The following is a 15,462-nucleotide window of genomic DNA, read 5'->3' as shown; positions in this document are numbered from 1 at the left end:
GAGCGGGGATGGCCGCCGCAGGGCGGAACACGCGGTCAAGCGGAAATCTCTGTCGACCCCCGCATGGGGGACGCGTGCGGGCGATGTCTGCAGCCGGTGCTTGACTGAGCCGTGTGATGCAGCGCACGGTCCTGCTCGTGGCGATCCTCGCCTCGTTCGTGGCGTTCCTCGATGGCAGCGTCGTGAACGTCGCCCTGCCGGCGATCGCGCGCGAGCTCGGCGGCGGCCTCGCGCTGCAGCAGTGGGTCGTCGACGCCTATCTCGTGACGCTCGGTGCGCTGATCCTCGTCGCGGGCTCGCTGAGCGATCTGTTCAGCCGCACCCGAGTGCTGTTCGGCGGCCTGATCGGGTTCGGCGCGGCATCGGTGCTGTGCGCGGTTGCTCCGACGGCCGGTGTGCTGATCGCCGCCCGCGCCGTGCAGGGGGTTGCCGGCGCGCTGCTCGTGCCGAGCTCGCTCGCGCTCATCATCTCGGCGTTCGAGGGCCCGGCGCAGTCGAAGGCGATCGGGCGGTGGACGGCGTGGACCGGCATCGCGATGCTGATCGGGCCGTTCCTCGGCGGCCTGTTCGTCGACACGCTCTCGTGGCGGTGGGTGTTCGCGATCAACGTGGTTCCGATCGCCGCGACCCTGCTGCTGCTCGCTCGCCTGCCCAAAGCCGAGGGGCGGCCGAACGCGCGCGTCGACGTGCCGGGCGCGGTGCTCGGCGCGGTGGCGCTCGGCGGCATCGTGTTCGCGCTCATCGAGCAGGGCCAGCGCGGCTGGGTGGATGCGGTCGTCATCGCCTCCGCTGCCATCGGCGTCCTCGCCGCCATCGGGTTCGTTCTCGTCGAGCGGCGGGTGCGCCAGCCGATGCTGCCGATGTCGATCTTCAGGGCCCATGACTTCGCGGTGGGGAACGTCGCGACCTTCGCGATCTACGCGGCGTTCTCGCTCGGGCCGCTGATGGTCGGCCTCTATCTTCAGCAGGTGGCGCGCGTGCCCGCCGCACTCGCCGGCCTCGCGCTGGTGCCGAGCACGCTCGCGGCGCTGCTGCTGGCGAGCCGCTTCGGCGTTCTCGCCGGGAAGTACGGCGCGAGGTGGTTCATGACGGCCGGCCCGCTGGTCGTCGCGGCCGGCTTCCTGTCGATGCTGCTGATCAGGCATCCGTTCGACTACTGGACCCAGCTGCTGCCCGGCACTGTGATCGTCGGGCTCGGCATCTCGATCACCGTGGCTCCGCTGACGTCGGCGATCCTCGGGTCGATCCCCGAAACGCAGGCCGGCATCGCGTCGGCGATCAACAACGCGGTTGCGCGGGTCGCAGGGCTCGTGGCGGTGGCCTGCGCCGGGTTCATCGTGGGGGAGCACCTCGACCTCGCCGGCCTGCAGCGCACGATTATCGTGCTGGCGGTGCTGCTGGCGGCGGGCGCGGCGGTGTCGGGCATCGGCATCCGCGACGAGTTCCTCGCGGAGCGGCCTACACCAGCTCCTCGCCCGTGATCTCCTCACGGATCCGGCGCAGGTCCTCGAGCAGCGACCCGACCAGGATCCAGTGCGTCGGGTCGGGGCGGCTGACCGTCAGCGGCGCCGTCAGGGCGGGCGGTTCCTGGGCCGCCTGGGAGGCCTCGGCCGGGGCATCGGCGGGCGTGAGGCGCAGCAGCCGCAGGTCGTGCGCAGCGCGACGGGTCTCTTCGGCCAGGGCCGCGATGGTCGGCTCGTCGAGCAGTTCGTCCGCGTAGCGGTCGTGCAGAGTGCGGGTCATCGCGGTCGTGCGGTTGACCAGGTTGCTGAGGCGGTCGCGCAGCGCCTCGGCCTCCGCGAGTCCCGGCTGATGCCGGTTGCGCTGCGGGTTGATCGAGAGCGATTCGTCGGCTGCGGTGATCGCGGCGTTCGCCTTGTCGACCATCGGCCTCAGCAGGCGGGCGAGCACGAGCAGCTCGTCGAGCTTCTGCGGCGACTGCGGCACGGTGAGCGCGGTGGCGATCGCGTCGATGCGGTTCGCGATCTCATCGAGCAGGGCGTCGACGGAGTCGCGCGCCGGAGCGATCGCGACGGGCGGGACCACGAAGATGTTGACCATGAGGCCGATGGCCGCGCCGATCACCGTCTCGATGATGCGGTCGAGTGCGTACCCCGGCGTCGACGAGCCCACCGAGAGCACGAGCATCGCGCTGATGGGCACCTGCACGGACGTCGTGGGCGTGAGCCGCAGCAGCCACGTGACCGCGATCGCCGCGACGATCGACAGCAGCACGACCCAGTACCCGCCGCCGAACACGATGCCGACGATGTACGCGACCAGCACTCCGGCGATCACGCCGAGGCTGCGCTCGATCGCCCGCGAGAGTGATTGGTTGAGGCTCGGCTGGACGACCAGCAAAGCCGCGATGGCGGCGAAGGCGGGCAGCTGTCCGTGGATCAGCAGTCCCGCGATGACCCAGGCGGCGATCGTCGCGAGCGCGGTCTTCGCAGCCTGCAGCAGCGGCACGCGAGCCGAGGCGCGCAGCGATTCGAGGTAGCGCACGCCCTTAAGCTACCCAGCCGCGGCGCGGAAGAGACGGTAGCGTTCTGCGCTGCGCGCGACGCTCGCCGCAGAGAGGGGGGATGCCTCGTCGAACGGCCGGGCCCTGACGGTATCGCCTTCGTCGCTCCACGTTCCGACGATTCGCCCCGCGCTTACGACGATCGGCAGGAACCGCCCGTTGCGCTGTGGCGCGACCCTGTCGCGGTACCGGGGCGGCAGCACGAGATCGCGTTGCTGATAGCCGAGCAGGTACTCGTCGAACGCCGGCAGCAGCAGCGCGCCGCGCGGCGCCGGCGGGGGAGCGGACGCCTGGTCGATCAGGTACGAGGTCCCGTCGACCTCGAGCAGGCCGACGCGGGCGGCATCCGCCCCGCGCCTCACCCAGCTGACCGGGATGCCGGCCCACCAGACGAGGTCGGCGGCGGTCGCCGGGCCGTGGCCGGCGAGATAGCGGGTCACGAGCCGCTCGAGCGCCTCGTCGCGGTCGACCGCGGGTGCGGCGGGCACCCACTCGTCGAGCAAAGCAAGGCGCTGCGTCGAGCCGCTGCTCGCGGCCCACACCAGCGTGCCGGTGATTGCGAGCGCAGAGATCACCTGGTAGCCGCGGCCGCCGCCCATGGCGACGCCGGCCGTCTCCAGCACCGTGCTGAGTTCGGCTCGCGTGAGTGCGCGGCCGCCTTCGAGCGCGGCGACGGATGCCTGACGCGCGGTCGCTAGCAGATCGACGGTCACGCCCCACGACTCGCGGATGCGCGCAGCCGCACGCCATTGCCGCTCGGCCGTGAGCTCGAGCAGCCAGCGCAGGTCCTCGCGCGTGACGAGCTGCAGAGTGCCGCGCAGGGGCCAGTGACGCACGAGCGCGCCGGAGTCGATGGCATCCGTCACGTCCTGGTCGACGGAGTCCGGAACGCGCGCGCCCAGCGCCCAGCGCGCGGCCGGGAGATCCTGCGCCTGGACGGCGAGCAACCGCCGAGCGGCATCCGTCACGCTCGACGGGCGCTCGGCTGCGAGCCCCTGCGCTGCCAGACGCAGGCGCCGCAGCTCAGACGCGCTTGCCTTCGTCATGATGACCCCCGACGAAGCCGAGGTCGCGCAGCTGACGGTAGAGGCTCATGCCGTCAGGGCCGTAGACCCAGGGAACGCCGCCTGCCTCGCTGTGCACCTCCGCCTTCGACCGGCCGCCGGCGAGCATCGCCTCTGTGACGTAGAGCTGGCGGATGGCGACGGCGGCGACGGAGTCGGGGTGCTGCTGGATGAAGTTGCTGTAGATGGCCTCGTCGTGCTGTCCGTCGTCGCCGAAGAGCAGCCACTTCACGTGGGGGAACTCGGAGGCGAGCCTCTCCAGGTTCTGCTCCTTGTGCACGCGCCCGCTGCGGAAGAAGCGGTCGTGCGTCGGGCCCCAGTCGGTGAGCAGCAGAGGGCCGGAGGGGAAGAGGTTCCTGGTGAGGAAGCGGCGCAGCGTGGGGGCGACGTTCCAGGGGCCCGTCGAGAGATAGACGAAGGGGGAGCCCCGGTGCTCGGAGCGGATGCGCTCGTAGAGCACCGCCATGCCCGGTGTGGGCACGCGGGCGTGCTCGTCGAGGACGAACGTGTTCCAGCCGGCCAGCAGCGGGCGGGGAAGCCAGGTCACCATGACCGTGTCGTCGATGTCGCTCACGACGCCGAACCGCGTCTCGGGGCCGACGATCAGCAGGGTCGCGATGCTCGCCGTCTCGATGCCGAGCGGGCGCAGGCGGATCTCGTGCCTGCCAGGCGTCAGCTCGACCGGCACGACCTGATCGATCACGCCGCCGCGGTCGGGCTGCAGCACATGCTCGACGCCGGCGATCTCGGCGATGACCGGCACGTCGCTGATCGGCACGCTCGTGAAGCTGCGCCAGCCCCGCACGCTCTCTTCCCGCTTCCGGTAGCGACCGCCCAGGCGCGTTCCCGGCCGCGGGTCCTTCGCGAGCATGACCCGGCCGAGCACTCGCGCCCACTGCGGAGTGCCGTAGCCGGCATACGGCACCACCGTCGGCAGGAAGCCCTTGGCCCGCGCGCGCTTGGCGCGGTAGTGGTTCACCGCGTCGTCGAATTGAGCAGCGCGGTGCTGGCGGGCACCTGGCGTGGACATTGCAGAAGAGTCTGGCATGCCGTCGCGACGCGCCGACTCAGGAATGAGTGATGTGCGGCCCCGTCAAAACCTGACGGTCTACACTCGACCGCAGGAGCAACCGAAGGGACTCTCACTTCCGTGCCTATTCACGATCTCGCCAAGGATCCGTCAGCTTCCCTCGCGGCCCTTGTGCGCACAGAGCCGATCCAGGAGCGCAGCGCCGCGCGGGTGGATGCTCTTCTCGATGCCGCCGCCGCCGTCGTCGACGAGATCGGCTTCGACCGCCTGACGACCGCGATGGTCGCCGAGCGCGCCGACGCCTCGATCGGAACGGTCTACCGGTACTTCCCGGACCGCATCGCGCTGCTGCAGGGGCTGCGCGAGCGAGCCATCGGCCGCTTCCGCCTCGCCGTGGTGCAGCGCATCGAAGAGGTGAAGCCCGCCACCTGGCTCGAGGCCGTCGACTGCTCGATCGACGCGACCGTGCGCATGTACCGCGATGAGCCCGGCTTCCGCATCATCCGCTTCGCCGACGACGAGCGCGGCAACGAGGCGACCGGTGAGTTCGCGGGCGAGACGGTGCCGTTCTCGCACGGTCTCGCCGAGGTGCTCTCCGAGAACTTCGGCCTTCCCGCCGGCGAGGAGCTCGAGTTCCGCCTGGGCATCGCCGTCGAGATCGGCGACGCCCTGGTCGGGCGGGCCTTCATCGCCTCGAGCGACGGCGACGAGCGCTACATCACCGAGGCGCGGGCCGTCATCGGCGCCTATCTGAGCCGCTATTACAGCTGACGCGGGTCGCGGGGCGTGTACCCGTATTGCGGCGGACGTTGCCAGTGTCGGTGGTGCGTGGTCGTATTGAGCGGTGATCGAATTCCGCGCCGTCACGAAGCGCTTCCCTGACGGCACCCTCGCGGTCGACGAGCTCGACCTGGTGATCCCCCCGCGGCAGGTGACCGTGTTCGTCGGCTCGTCCGGCAGCGGCAAGACGACCGTGCTGCGCATGATCAACCGCATGGTCGACCCGACCGCCGGCACGATCCTGATCGACGGCGACGATATCGCGACGCGTGAGCCCGTCGCTCTGCGGCGCTCGATCGGCTACGTCATGCAGAACTCGGGCCTGCTGCCGCACCGCACGGTGGTCGACAACATCGCGACGGTGCCGTTCCTGCGTGGTGAGAAGAAGAAGGATGCCAGGGCCCGGGCTCGCGAGCTGATGACGGTCGTCGGCCTCGACGCGTCGCTCGCCGATCGCTACCCCGCACAGCTCTCGGGCGGCCAGCAGCAGCGCGTGGGGGTCGCCCGGGGTCTCGCGGTCGACCCGAACATCCTGCTGATGGACGAGCCGTTCGGTGCCGTCGACCCGCTCGTGCGCGTCGAGCTGCAGACCGAGCTGAAGCGACTGCAGCGCGAGCTCGACAAGACCGTCGTGTTCGTCACGCACGACATCGACGAGGCGTTCCTGCTCGGCGACCAGGTGGTGCTGTTCAAGCCGGGCGGCACCGTGGCGCAGCGGGGAACGCCGTCGGAACTGCTCGAGCACCCCGCCGACGATTTCGTGGCGGAGTTCATCGAGGCCGGCCGCCCGCGGAGCATCCTGCGGTGAACTGGGTCGTCACCAACTGGAGCCAGGTCTCGGAATACGGCCTGGCACACATCTGGCTGTCTATTCCGCCGATCGTGATCGGCTTCGCGATCTCGGTGCCGCTGGGGTGGGTGGCCAACCGCTTCGCGTTCTCACCCGGCGTGCTGCGCGCGATCCGGCCCGTGCTGCTGACGGTGGCGGGCATCCTCTACGCGGTGCCGTCGCTGCCGCTGTTCGCGCTGCTTCCGTCGCTCATCGGAACGCGCATCCTCGACCCGCTCAACGTCGAGATCGCGCTCACGCTCTACGCCGTGGCCCTCATGGTGCGCACGACGGCCGACGGGTTGGCGGCGGTGTCGTCCGACGTCAAGCTGTCGGCGTCGGCCATGGGCTACGGCACCGCGCGTCGCTTCTTCGGCGTCGAGCTGCCGCTCGCGGGGCCGGTGCTGCTCGCGGGCCTGCGGGTCGTGTCGGTCAGCACGGTGTCTCTCGTGACCATCGGCTCGGTCATCGGCGTCAACAGCCTCGGGTTCTTCTTCATCGACGGCTATCAGCGCGCCTACCTCACCGAGGTGTGGGTCGGCATCATCGGCACCGTCATCATCGCGCTCGTCTTCGACGTGCTGCTCGTGCTGCTGGGCCGCTGGCTCATGCCGTGGACGCGGCGGCAGCGGATCTCGCGTGATGCCCGACTCGCTGCCGCGGAGGCGGTGAGCGCATGAACTCCTACTCGCAGGCCTTCGCCTGGCTTGCCGACCCCGCGCACTGGTCGGGAGCGACGGGCGTGCCGCAGCGCCTGCTCGAGCATCTCGGCTACACGGGCCTGACCCTGATCGTCGCGATCGCGATCGGGCTGCCCGTCGGTCTGCTCATCGGCCACACCGGCCGCGGCCGCGAGGTGGTCGTGCCGTTCACGGGCGCCTTGCGCGCGCTGCCGACCCTGGGCCTCGTGATCCTGCTGGCGCTGGGGCTCGGCATCGGCATCCTGCCGCCGCTCATCGCCCTCGTGATCCTCGCCCTGCCACCCATCATCGCGGGCGCGTACTCCGGCGTGGAGTCGGTCGACCGCGAGGTCGTCGACGCCGCCCGCTCAGTGGGCTTCACAGGTTCCGGCGTACTTTGGCAGGTAGAGGTACCGCTGGCGCTGCCGCTGATCGTCGGTGGCATCCGCTCGGCGTGCCTCCAGGTGATCGCCACCTGGACGGTCGCCGCATTCCTTCCGCTAGGGGGTCTCGGCCGCTTTCTTTACGACGCATTACCGAATGAGGATTACGCGCAGCTCCTGGCTGGTTCGATTCTTGTGATCGTGCTGGCGCTGCTGGTCGACGGGCTCTTCGCCCTCGTGCAGCGACTGGTCACCCCCCGAGGGGTGCTCGCAGGGCGCACCGCCGACATCCGCACCAAGACGCAATCACCCACCCGAAAGGACCCGTCATGGCTCGCACCAGAAAAGGCGTGATCGCCGCAGCAGGCGCCCTCAGCCTGGCAGCGCTCGTGCTCACGGGCTGCGCCGGCAACAACGGCAACCCGCTGTCGAACGACTCCGGCTCCAAGGGCTCGTCCGGCACCATCACGGTCGGCTCCGCCGCGTTCCCCGAGAACGCGATCCTCGCGTACATCTACGCCGACGCGCTCTCCGACGCCGGTGTGAAGACCGACGTGAAGGCGAACATCGGCCAGCGCGACCGCTACATCGCCGCCCTCAAGAACGACGAGATCCAGCTAGTCCCCGAATACACGGGCAACCTGCTGCAGTTCCTCGACTCGACCTCCAAGGTGAGCTCGAGCGACGAGGTTTACTCGGCGCTTCAGACGGCGGTGAAGAACGGTGGCGGCGGCAAGCTCGACGCCGGCAAGGCCGAGGTGCTCGACCAGGCCCCCGGGCAGGACGCCGACTCGTACAACGTCACGAAGAAGTTCAGCGACGACAACCACGTCACGAGCCTCGCCGACCTGAAGAACGTCAAGGGCGAGCTGAAGGTCGCGGCGAACCCCGAGTTCGCGACGCGTCCCTATGGCATCCCCGGTCTCAAGTCGACCTACGGGGTGAGCGCGACACTCACGCCGATCAACGACAGCGGCGGCGCCAACACGCTGAAGGCGCTGCTCGACGGCTCCGTCCAGCTCGCCGACATCTACTCGAGCGACCCGTCGATCGCGAAGAACAACCTCGTCACCCTTGCGGACCCGCAGCACCTCATCGCGGCGCAGAACGTCGTCCCGCTCATCTCGAGCAAGGTCGCGAGCGCGAAGGTGAAGGACACGCTCAACAAGGTGTCCGCGAAGCTGACCACCGACCAGCTGAGCGACATGCTCAAGAAGAGCTACAACGACAAGGAGGCCTCCGACCAGATCGCCAAGGAGTGGGTCAAGGCGAACGGCTTCTAGCCAGCGCGCCTCACCAGGCATCCCTCGAACGCCCCCTGCCGCTTCACGCAGGGGGCGTTCGTCATGCTCCGGTAACCTTGATAGTCGGCGCCCGGCGCCGGAAATCCCAGCACTGAAGACAGGACACACGTGGCAGACGAGCAGACGGCGACGCGGGAGAACGACGAGGCACGCGAGGCGCGCTATGACTTCGCCGCCATCCAGGACAAGTGGGCTCCCGTGTGGGAGGCTCTCCAGCCGTTCGCGACCGACGACCCGGCCGACAACCGGCCGCGCAAGTACGTGCTGGACATGTTCCCGTACCCCTCCGGCGACCTGCACATGGGTCACGCCGAGGCGTTCGGCTTCGGCGACATCGTGGCGCGCTACTGGCGGCAGCAGGGCTTCAACGTGCTGCACCCGATCGGGTGGGACAGCTTCGGGCTGCCCGCCGAGAACGCGGCGATCAAGCGCGGCATCGACCCGCGCGGCTGGACCTACGACAACATCGCCCAGCAGAAGGCGTCCTTCAAGATCTACGCGCCCAGCTTCGACTGGTCGCGCGAGCTGCACACGAGCGACCCCGAGTACTACAAGTGGAACCAGTGGCTGTTCCTCAAGCTGTACGAGAAGGGCCTCGCGTACCGCAAGGACGGCAGCGTCAACTGGTGCCCGAACGATCAGACCGTGCTCGCGAACGAGCAGGTCATCGACGGGCACTGTGAGCGCTGCGGCTTCCTGGTCACGAAGAAGAAGCTGACGCAGTGGTACTTCCGTGTCACCGACTACGCAGACCGCCTGCTCGACGACCTGAACCAGCTCGAGGGCACTTGGCCCACGCGCGTGCTGACGATGCAGCGCAACTGGATCGGCCGGTCGGTCGGCGCCGACGTGAGCTTCACGATCGAGGGGCGCGATGAGCCGGTGTCGGTGTACACCACGCGGCCCGACACGCTCTACGGGGTGACCTTCATGGTCGTCGCGCCGGATTCCGATCTCGCGCAGGAGCTCGCGGCCGGGGCATCCCCTGAAGTCCAGGCCGAGTTCAACGCATACCTCGAGAAGGTGCGTGGCGCGACCGAGATCGAGCGCCTGTCGACGGAGCGCGAGAAGACCGGCGTCTTCCTCGGCCGCTACGCGAAGAATCCGCTGACGGGTGAGCGGCTGCCGATCTGGGCTGCAGACTACGTGCTCGCCGAGTACGGCCACGGCGCGATCATGGCCGTGCCCGCGCACGACCAGCGTGACCTCGACTTCGCCCGTGCCTTCGACCTGCCCGTGAAGGTGGTCGTCGACGTGAACGCACCGGTCACCGGGGCGATCCCGGTGATCACCGGCGACGACGAGCCGGAGGACCTGCCGCCGGTGCTGCCCGACCCCAAGCAGACGGGTGAGGCGCTCACGGGCGCGGGCCGCCTGGTCAACTCCGGGCCGTTCAACGGTCTGAGCAAGAACACGGCCATCACGAAGGTGACCGAGGCGCTCGCGCAGGCCGGCATCGGCGGCGCCGCGCGCAACTACCGCCTGCGCGACTGGCTGATCTCGCGTCAGCGCTACTGGGGCACGCCGATCCCGATCATCCACTGCCCGAGCTGTGGCGAGGTTCCGGTTCCCGAGGACCAGCTGCCGGTGAAGCTGCCGGATGCCGCAGGGCTCGACCTGCGGCCGAAGGGGTCGAGCCCCCTCGGCGCCGCCGAGGACTGGGTGAACGTGGACTGCCCGTCGTGCGGCGGCCCCGCGAAGCGCGACAGCGACACGATGGACACCTTCGTCGACTCGTCGTGGTACTTCCTGCGCTTCCTGTCGGCGAACGACGACACCCGCGCCTTCGACCCGGCCGAGGCCGGCAAGTGGGCGCCGGTCGACCAGTACGTCGGCGGTGTCGAGCACGCGATCCTGCACCTGCTGTACTCGCGGTTCATCACGAAGGTGCTGTTCGACCTGGGCTACGTCGACTTCACCGAGCCGTTCATGTCGCTGCTGAACCAGGGCCAGGTGCTCATGGACGGCTCGGCGATGAGCAAGAGCAAGGGCAACCTGGTCGAGTTCGCGTCGCAGCTGAAGGAATACGGCGCCGACGCGCTGCGCGTCACGATGGCGTTCGCCGGGCCGCCCGAGGATGACATCGACTGGGCGGATGTCTCGGCCACCGGCTCCTCGAAGTTCCTGGCGCGCGCCTGGCGCATCGCTCGCGACGTGACCTCGTCGCCCGACGTGATCTGGAAGGACGGCGACCTCGCGCTGCGGAAGCAGACCCACCGCTTCCTCGCCGACGCGCCGGGTCTCGTCGAGGCGTTCAAGTTCAACGTCGTCGTCGCCCGGCTGATCGAGCTCGTCAACGCGACGCGCAAGGTGATCGACTCCGGGGCGGGCCCCGCCGACCCGGCGGTGCGCGAGGCGGCCGAGGTCGTCGCCATGTCGCTGAACCTGTTCGCCCCGTACACCGCAGAGGACATGTGGCAGCTGCTCGGCTACGAGCCGACGGTGGCCAATGTGCAGTGGCGGAAGGCCGACCGCACCCTGCTCGTCGAGGACACGGTGACCGCCATCGTCCAGGTCAACGGGAAGGTGCGCGACAAGTTCGAGGTGCCGGCGAAGATCGGTGCGGACGAGCTCGAGCAGCTCGCGCGCTCGTCGGCTGCGGTGCAGCGCTCGGTGGGCGACCAGCAGATCGTGAACGTGATCGTGCGCGCCCCGAAGCTCGTCAACATCGCGACGAAGCCGCAGTAGCCCCGTCGCCTGAGGGCTCTCGCCCTGCACAGGTCGCCCGGCGCGCCCGGCATCCCCAGAACGGATGCCGGGCGCGTCGGCGTGTGAGCCGCGCCGCCTAGCCTCGCGGCGTGAGCGATTCCGTCGACGAGCCAGAGGAAGCGCTGGCGGCGTCCGCGCGCGCCGGCACGCGGTGGCGCATCGGCGTGGGCGCGGCGATCGTGCTGCTCGTGCTCGGCGTGGCGGTCGCCGTCGTGGCGGGTCTCGTGAGCGGCGGTGGGGGAGCGCAGCCGATTGCCGAGCTCACTCCTTCGCCCGGGGGCGTGGTGACCCCGGCGACGGCGGTGCCGACGGCGGCATCCGTTGTGATCCACGTGCTCGGGCAGGTCAAGCGGCCCGGCGTGTACGAGCTGCCCGACGGAGCGCGCGTGATCGACGCGGTCGGAGCTGCCGGGGGATTCACGGCGGGCGCCGACCAGTCGGGGCTCAATCTCGCTCAGGTGCTCGCCGACGGCCAGCAGGTGCTCGTTCCGACGCCGGGCCAGGCGCTGCCGCCGGCTGCGGCAGCCGGCGGCAGCGGAGCGACGGCAGGCGGCACTCCGGCGCCCGGGGCGAAGATCGACCTCAATGCCGCGACGCTCGAGCAGCTCGAGACACTGCCGCGCGTGGGCCCCGCGATGGCGCAGCGCATCATCGACTGGCGCACCCAGAACGGCCGCTTCGCCTCGGTCGACGACCTGAAGAACGTGACGGGCATCGGCGACAAGACGTTCGCCGACCTGAAGGATCTGGTGGCGGTGCGGTGAGAGCCCGCGGTCTGGATCTGCGCCTGGTTCCGCCGGCTGCCGCCGCCTGGCTCGCGGCAGGGCTGCTGCTCGCCGACCCTGAGGCGGGCTGGGTGTGCGCTGCGGTGAGCGGGTTGGCTGCGGTCGCGGTGGGGGTGATCGGATTCCTGCGCCGCAGCGGCATCGCCGGAATGATCGTCGTCGCTCTGGCCGCCATCGGGGTCGGCGCGGCGGCGACCGCGATCGCCGGGCCGGTGCGGCACCCTCCGGCGCTCGACGGCGCCGTTTCGGGTCACACCGTCAGCGCCGTCGGAACCGTCGATTCCGGCGCGCGGGCCGCGGCCGGCGGCGCCTTCGGCGGGGGCGAGCGGGTGAGCTTCCACGTGACGGTGAGCGAAGTCGACGTCGGACGCACGAGTATCACCGGGCGCGTGCCGGCGCTGGTGTACGCGAGCCGCGCTCGAGCGCAGCCGCGCATCGGCGAGACGGTGGCTCTGACGGGCACGGTGAAGACGATGCCGCCCGAGGACGACGTCGCTCTGACCGTCTATGCGGACTCCTGGCGTGAGACCGCAGCACCGCCTGCGTGGCTTGCCTGGTCCGACGGCCTGCGAACGCGGTTCGGCACCGCGACAGCGAAGCTGCCGGGTGGCGGCGGCGAGCTGCTGCCCGGCATCGTCATCGGCGACGAGTCGCGGGTCAGCGCAGACCTCGACGCAGACATGAAGGCATCATCGCTCAGCCATCTCACTGCGGTCTCCGGGTCGAACTGCGCGGTCATCATCGCCGGGCTGCTCGCGGTCGGGGCAGCCGCCGGTCTGGGCCGCGGAGCGCGCATCGCAGGGGCGCTCGTCGGTCTCGCGGCTTTCGTGGTGCTCGTGACCCCCGGGGCGAGTGTGCTGCGCGCCGCGGTGATGGCAGCGATCGTCGTGCTCGGCACGGCGCTCGGCAGGCCGGGCCGCGCACTTCCGGCGCTCGCCCTGGCCGTGCTCACCCTGCTCGTCGTCGACCCCTGGCTGGCCAGGGACTACGGGTTCGCCCTCTCGGTCGTCGCGACCGCCGCGCTGCTGGTGCTCGCGCCACCGCTGGCGACGCGGCTCGAGCGCTGGCTGCCGCGCTGGCTGGCGGTCGGCCTCTCGGTGCCGCTCGCGGCACAACTCGCCTGTCAGCCGGTGCTCGTGCTGCTGAACCCGACGGTCCCGCTGTACGGCGTCATCGCTAACGTGCTCGCCGAACCTGCAGCGCCGATCGCGACCGTGATCGGGCTGATCGGATGCCTGGTCGTGCCGCTCTCCACGCACCTCGCCGCTCCACTCCTGTGGGCCGCCTGGGCGCCCGCGAGCTGGATCGCCGGGATCGCCCGGACGTCGACCACCCTGCCGGCCAGTGCGCTGCCCTGGCCGGCGGGCGTGATCGGGTTCGGCGTCGCGGTGGTGCTGACGCTCGGGGTGGTGGCCCTGGTCGCCCGTCCGCGCACGGTGGGCGGGCGGCGCGTGCGAGGAGCCGCGGCCGCAGCATCCGCCCTGCTCATCGTCGGCGTGCTCGCTCTGCAAGCCGGGCCGGCGATCGCCGCGCGCGCCGCGATGCCGCGCGACTGGGTCATCGGGCTGTGCGACATCGGCCAGGGCGACGCGATCGTGCTCCACAGCGACACGAGCTATGCGCTCATCGACACCGGGCCCGACCCGAAGCCGCTCGCGGACTGCATGCGCGAGTTGGGCATCCATCACCTCGCGCTGCTCGTGCTGACGCATTACGACTCCGATCACGTCGGCGGCCTGGACGCAGTCGTCGGCATGACCGGCGCCGCCGTGATCGGGACGCCACCGACCGGGGACGCAGCGGCCGAGCACCGGGTCGAAGAGCTGCGCACGCATCACGTTCCGATTCGGTTCGGGACACGCGGCGACCAGGGCGCGCTCGGCGAGCTGCGGTGGCAGGTGCTCTGGCCCGATGGCGCTCACCCTGACATGTCGACCAGCAACGAGGGCGGTGTCGCGCTCGAGATCGAGGGAGCAGGGGTGCGGATGCTGACGCTCGCCGACCTCGACGAGAAAGCTCAAGACGCGATGCTCTCCGACGGCGGACTTCCGAGCGTGGACATCGTCAAAGTCGCCCATCACGGCAGCGCCGACCAGAGCGAGAAGCTCTACGGGCTCGTGCACGCGCGGCTCGGCCTGATCTCGTGCGGTGCCGGCAACACCTACGGCCATCCGACCGCGAAGGCGCTGCAGCTCCTGCGCGCCGCGGGGACGCAGGTCGCCCGCACCGACCTCGAGGGCACGCTGCTCGTCACCTCTCATCGCGGAGCGCTCGCGCTGTGGTCGCAGAAGCGCACGACGGCCACCGCGCTGTGGACTCCGGCGAGGCGGTGATGGTGGCGGCAACTAGGCTGGGAGCACGAGGAGGACGAGTGGCCGCGAAGACCGCCATCCCGCAGCTGAGCTGGGGGCAGGTGCGCCCAGCACCCGTTGTGCTCGTGTCGGGCACCGAGACGGTGCTGGCAGACCGGGCGATCCGCCTGCTGCGCGACCAGCTCAAGGAAGCCGACCCGAGCCTCGAGGTCAGCGACATCGACGCCGGCGACTACGCGCCGGGCGAGCTCGTCACGCTCGCGAGCCCATCGCTGTTCGGCGAGCCGCGGCTGATCCGTGCGAGCGGGGTCGAGAAGGCATCCGACGCCTTCATCCTCGAGACCATCGACTATCTCTCCGCCCCAGATGACGGTGCCGTGCTCGTGCTGCGCCACGCAGGGGGAGTGCGCGGGAAGAAGCTGCTCGACGAGATCCGCTCTGGCCGCGGCGGCGGCATCGAGATCGTCTGCGCCGAGCTCAAGCGCGACTCCGACAAGTTCGACTTCGCCCGAGACGAGTTCCGCCGCGCCGGAAAGCGCATCACTCCGGCCGCGCTGCGGGCGGTGGTCTCCGCCTTCGCCGACGACCTGGCCGAGCTCGCCTCCGCCTGCCAGCAGCTCATCAGCGACAGCGCTGCCGAGATCGACGAGAAGGTCGTCGACAGCTACTACGGCGGCCGCGTCGAGGTGAACTCGTTCTCGGTGGCCGATGCGGCGATCGCGGGCCGCTATGGTGAGGCGCTCGTGACGATGCGGCACGCCCTCGCGAGCGGCGCCGACCCGGTGCCGATGGTCGCGGCGTTCGCGAGCAAGGTGCGCACCATGGCGAAACTCAAAGGCTCGCGTGGCGCCGACGGGCAGCTGGCGAGCAAGTTCGGACTCTCGCCCTGGCAGGTCAAGCGCGCCCGCGAAGAGCTGCAGGGCTGGGACGAGCAGGGGCTGGTCGCGGCCATCCAGGCGCTGGCGGCCGCCGATGCCGAGGTGAAGGGCGGCGGCCGCGACCCGGTGTTCGCGCTCGAGCGGCTCGTGCGCATCGTGAGCTCCAAGGGCCGGGCGTAGCTCG

Annotated in this window: 13 protein-coding genes; 10 read left to right on the top strand and 3 right to left on the bottom strand. The window is 70.4% G+C overall.

Translation table 11 applies throughout. From position 1 onward, the window contains the following. Positions 1–116 precede the first annotated feature (116 nt). Positions 117–1,481 (top strand): MFS transporter, encoded by a 1,365-nt coding sequence (locus ABD736_RS03155; RefSeq protein WP_344790279.1) that lies wholly within the window; start codon positions 117–119, stop codon positions 1,479–1,481. Here the strand turns inward: ABD736_RS03155 and ABD736_RS03150 are convergent. The 3 genes from ABD736_RS03150 to ABD736_RS03140 are packed head-to-tail and all read right to left on the bottom strand — an operon-like array spanning position 1,459 to position 4,618. Next, entirely contained in the window at positions 1,459–2,505 is a 1,047-nt protein-coding gene (locus ABD736_RS03150) for an FUSC family protein (protein ID WP_344790278.1), read from the bottom strand. The two genes, ABD736_RS03155 and ABD736_RS03150, sit on opposite strands and share 23 nt — an antisense overlap. Positions 2,506–2,514: 9 nt before the next feature. Then, positions 2,515–3,570, bottom strand: coding sequence for a winged helix DNA-binding domain-containing protein (locus ABD736_RS03145; RefSeq protein WP_344790277.1), 1,056 nt, complete (start codon positions 3,568–3,570; stop codon positions 2,515–2,517). Further along, entirely contained in the window at positions 3,548–4,618 is a 1,071-nt protein-coding gene (locus ABD736_RS03140) for an App1 family protein phosphatidate phosphatase (RefSeq protein WP_344790276.1), read from the bottom strand. The genes ABD736_RS03145 and ABD736_RS03140 overlap by 23 nt, the downstream gene beginning before the upstream one ends. 120 nt (positions 4,619–4,738) lie before the next feature. Here ABD736_RS03140 and ABD736_RS03135 point away from each other — a divergent pair, with 120 nt between their 5' ends. The 9 genes from ABD736_RS03135 (at position 4,739) to holA (ending at position 15,458) form a co-directional block, all read left to right on the top strand. Beyond that, positions 4,739–5,389: a TetR/AcrR family transcriptional regulator gene (locus ABD736_RS03135; protein ID WP_344790275.1), complete on the top strand. Its 651-nt coding sequence runs from the start codon at positions 4,739–4,741 to the stop codon at positions 5,387–5,389. 73 nt (positions 5,390–5,462) lie between these two features. Continuing rightward, positions 5,463–6,206 (top strand): ABC transporter ATP-binding protein, encoded by a 744-nt coding sequence (locus ABD736_RS03130; RefSeq protein WP_344790274.1) that lies wholly within the window; start codon positions 5,463–5,465, stop codon positions 6,204–6,206. Further along, entirely contained in the window at positions 6,203–6,907 is a 705-nt protein-coding gene (locus tag ABD736_RS03125) for an ABC transporter permease (RefSeq protein WP_344790273.1), read from the top strand. The genes ABD736_RS03130 and ABD736_RS03125 overlap by 4 nt, the downstream gene beginning before the upstream one ends. Further along, positions 6,904–7,644 (top strand): ABC transporter permease, encoded by a 741-nt coding sequence (locus tag ABD736_RS03120; RefSeq protein ID WP_344790272.1) that lies wholly within the window; start codon positions 6,904–6,906, stop codon positions 7,642–7,644. The genes ABD736_RS03125 and ABD736_RS03120 overlap by 4 nt, the downstream gene beginning before the upstream one ends. After that, positions 7,620–8,573: an ABC transporter substrate-binding protein gene (locus ABD736_RS03115; RefSeq protein WP_344790271.1), complete on the top strand. Its 954-nt coding sequence runs from the start codon at positions 7,620–7,622 to the stop codon at positions 8,571–8,573. Before ABD736_RS03120 ends, ABD736_RS03115 begins: the two co-directional genes overlap by 25 nt. A gap of 129 nt (positions 8,574–8,702) precedes the next feature. Continuing rightward, on the top strand, positions 8,703–11,282 hold the full coding sequence (gene leuS, locus ABD736_RS03110) for a leucine--tRNA ligase (protein ID WP_344790270.1): 2,580 nt from the start codon (positions 8,703–8,705) through the stop codon (positions 11,280–11,282). 110 nt (positions 11,283–11,392) lie between these two features. Continuing rightward, positions 11,393–12,067 (top strand): helix-hairpin-helix domain-containing protein, encoded by a 675-nt coding sequence (locus tag ABD736_RS03105; RefSeq protein WP_344790269.1) that lies wholly within the window; start codon positions 11,393–11,395, stop codon positions 12,065–12,067. Beyond that, a complete protein-coding gene (locus ABD736_RS03100; protein WP_344790268.1) occupies positions 12,064–14,421 on the top strand; it encodes a ComEC/Rec2 family competence protein in 2,358 nt (785 codons plus the stop codon). Before ABD736_RS03105 ends, ABD736_RS03100 begins: the two co-directional genes overlap by 4 nt. Beyond that, positions 14,421–15,458: a DNA polymerase III subunit delta gene (gene holA, locus ABD736_RS03095; RefSeq protein WP_344792198.1), complete on the top strand. Its 1,038-nt coding sequence runs from the start codon at positions 14,421–14,423 to the stop codon at positions 15,456–15,458. Before ABD736_RS03100 ends, holA begins: the two co-directional genes overlap by 1 nt. Positions 15,459–15,462 lie beyond the last annotated feature (4 nt).

This window comes from Gryllotalpicola daejeonensis, assembly GCF_039538145.1.
GTDB lineage: Bacteria > Actinomycetota > Actinomycetes > Actinomycetales > Microbacteriaceae > Gryllotalpicola > Gryllotalpicola daejeonensis.
Note: the sequence above shows the minus strand (reverse complement) of the source record. Positions and strands in the feature narration are given on the sequence as shown.

Bases quoted from the DNA above. Each gene is read 5' to 3' on its own strand.
- ABD736_RS03155 (WP_344790279.1), top strand. From the start codon at position 117: ATGCAGCGCACGGTCCTGCTCGTGGCGATCCTCGCCTCGTTCGTGGCG.
- ABD736_RS03145 (WP_344790277.1), bottom strand. From the start codon at position 3,570: ATGACGAAGGCAAGCGCGTCTGAGCTGCGGCGCCTGCGTCTGGCAGCG.
- ABD736_RS03140 (WP_344790276.1), bottom strand. From the start codon at position 4,618: ATGTCCACGCCAGGTGCCCGCCAGCACCGCGCTGCTCAATTCGACGAC.
- ABD736_RS03120 (WP_344790272.1), top strand. From the start codon at position 6,904: ATGAACTCCTACTCGCAGGCCTTCGCCTGGCTTGCCGACCCCGCGCAC.
- ABD736_RS03115 (WP_344790271.1), top strand. From the start codon at position 7,620: ATGGCTCGCACCAGAAAAGGCGTGATCGCCGCAGCAGGCGCCCTCAGC.
- holA (WP_344792198.1), top strand. From the start codon at position 14,421: ATGGTGGCGGCAACTAGGCTGGGAGCACGAGGAGGACGAGTGGCCGCG.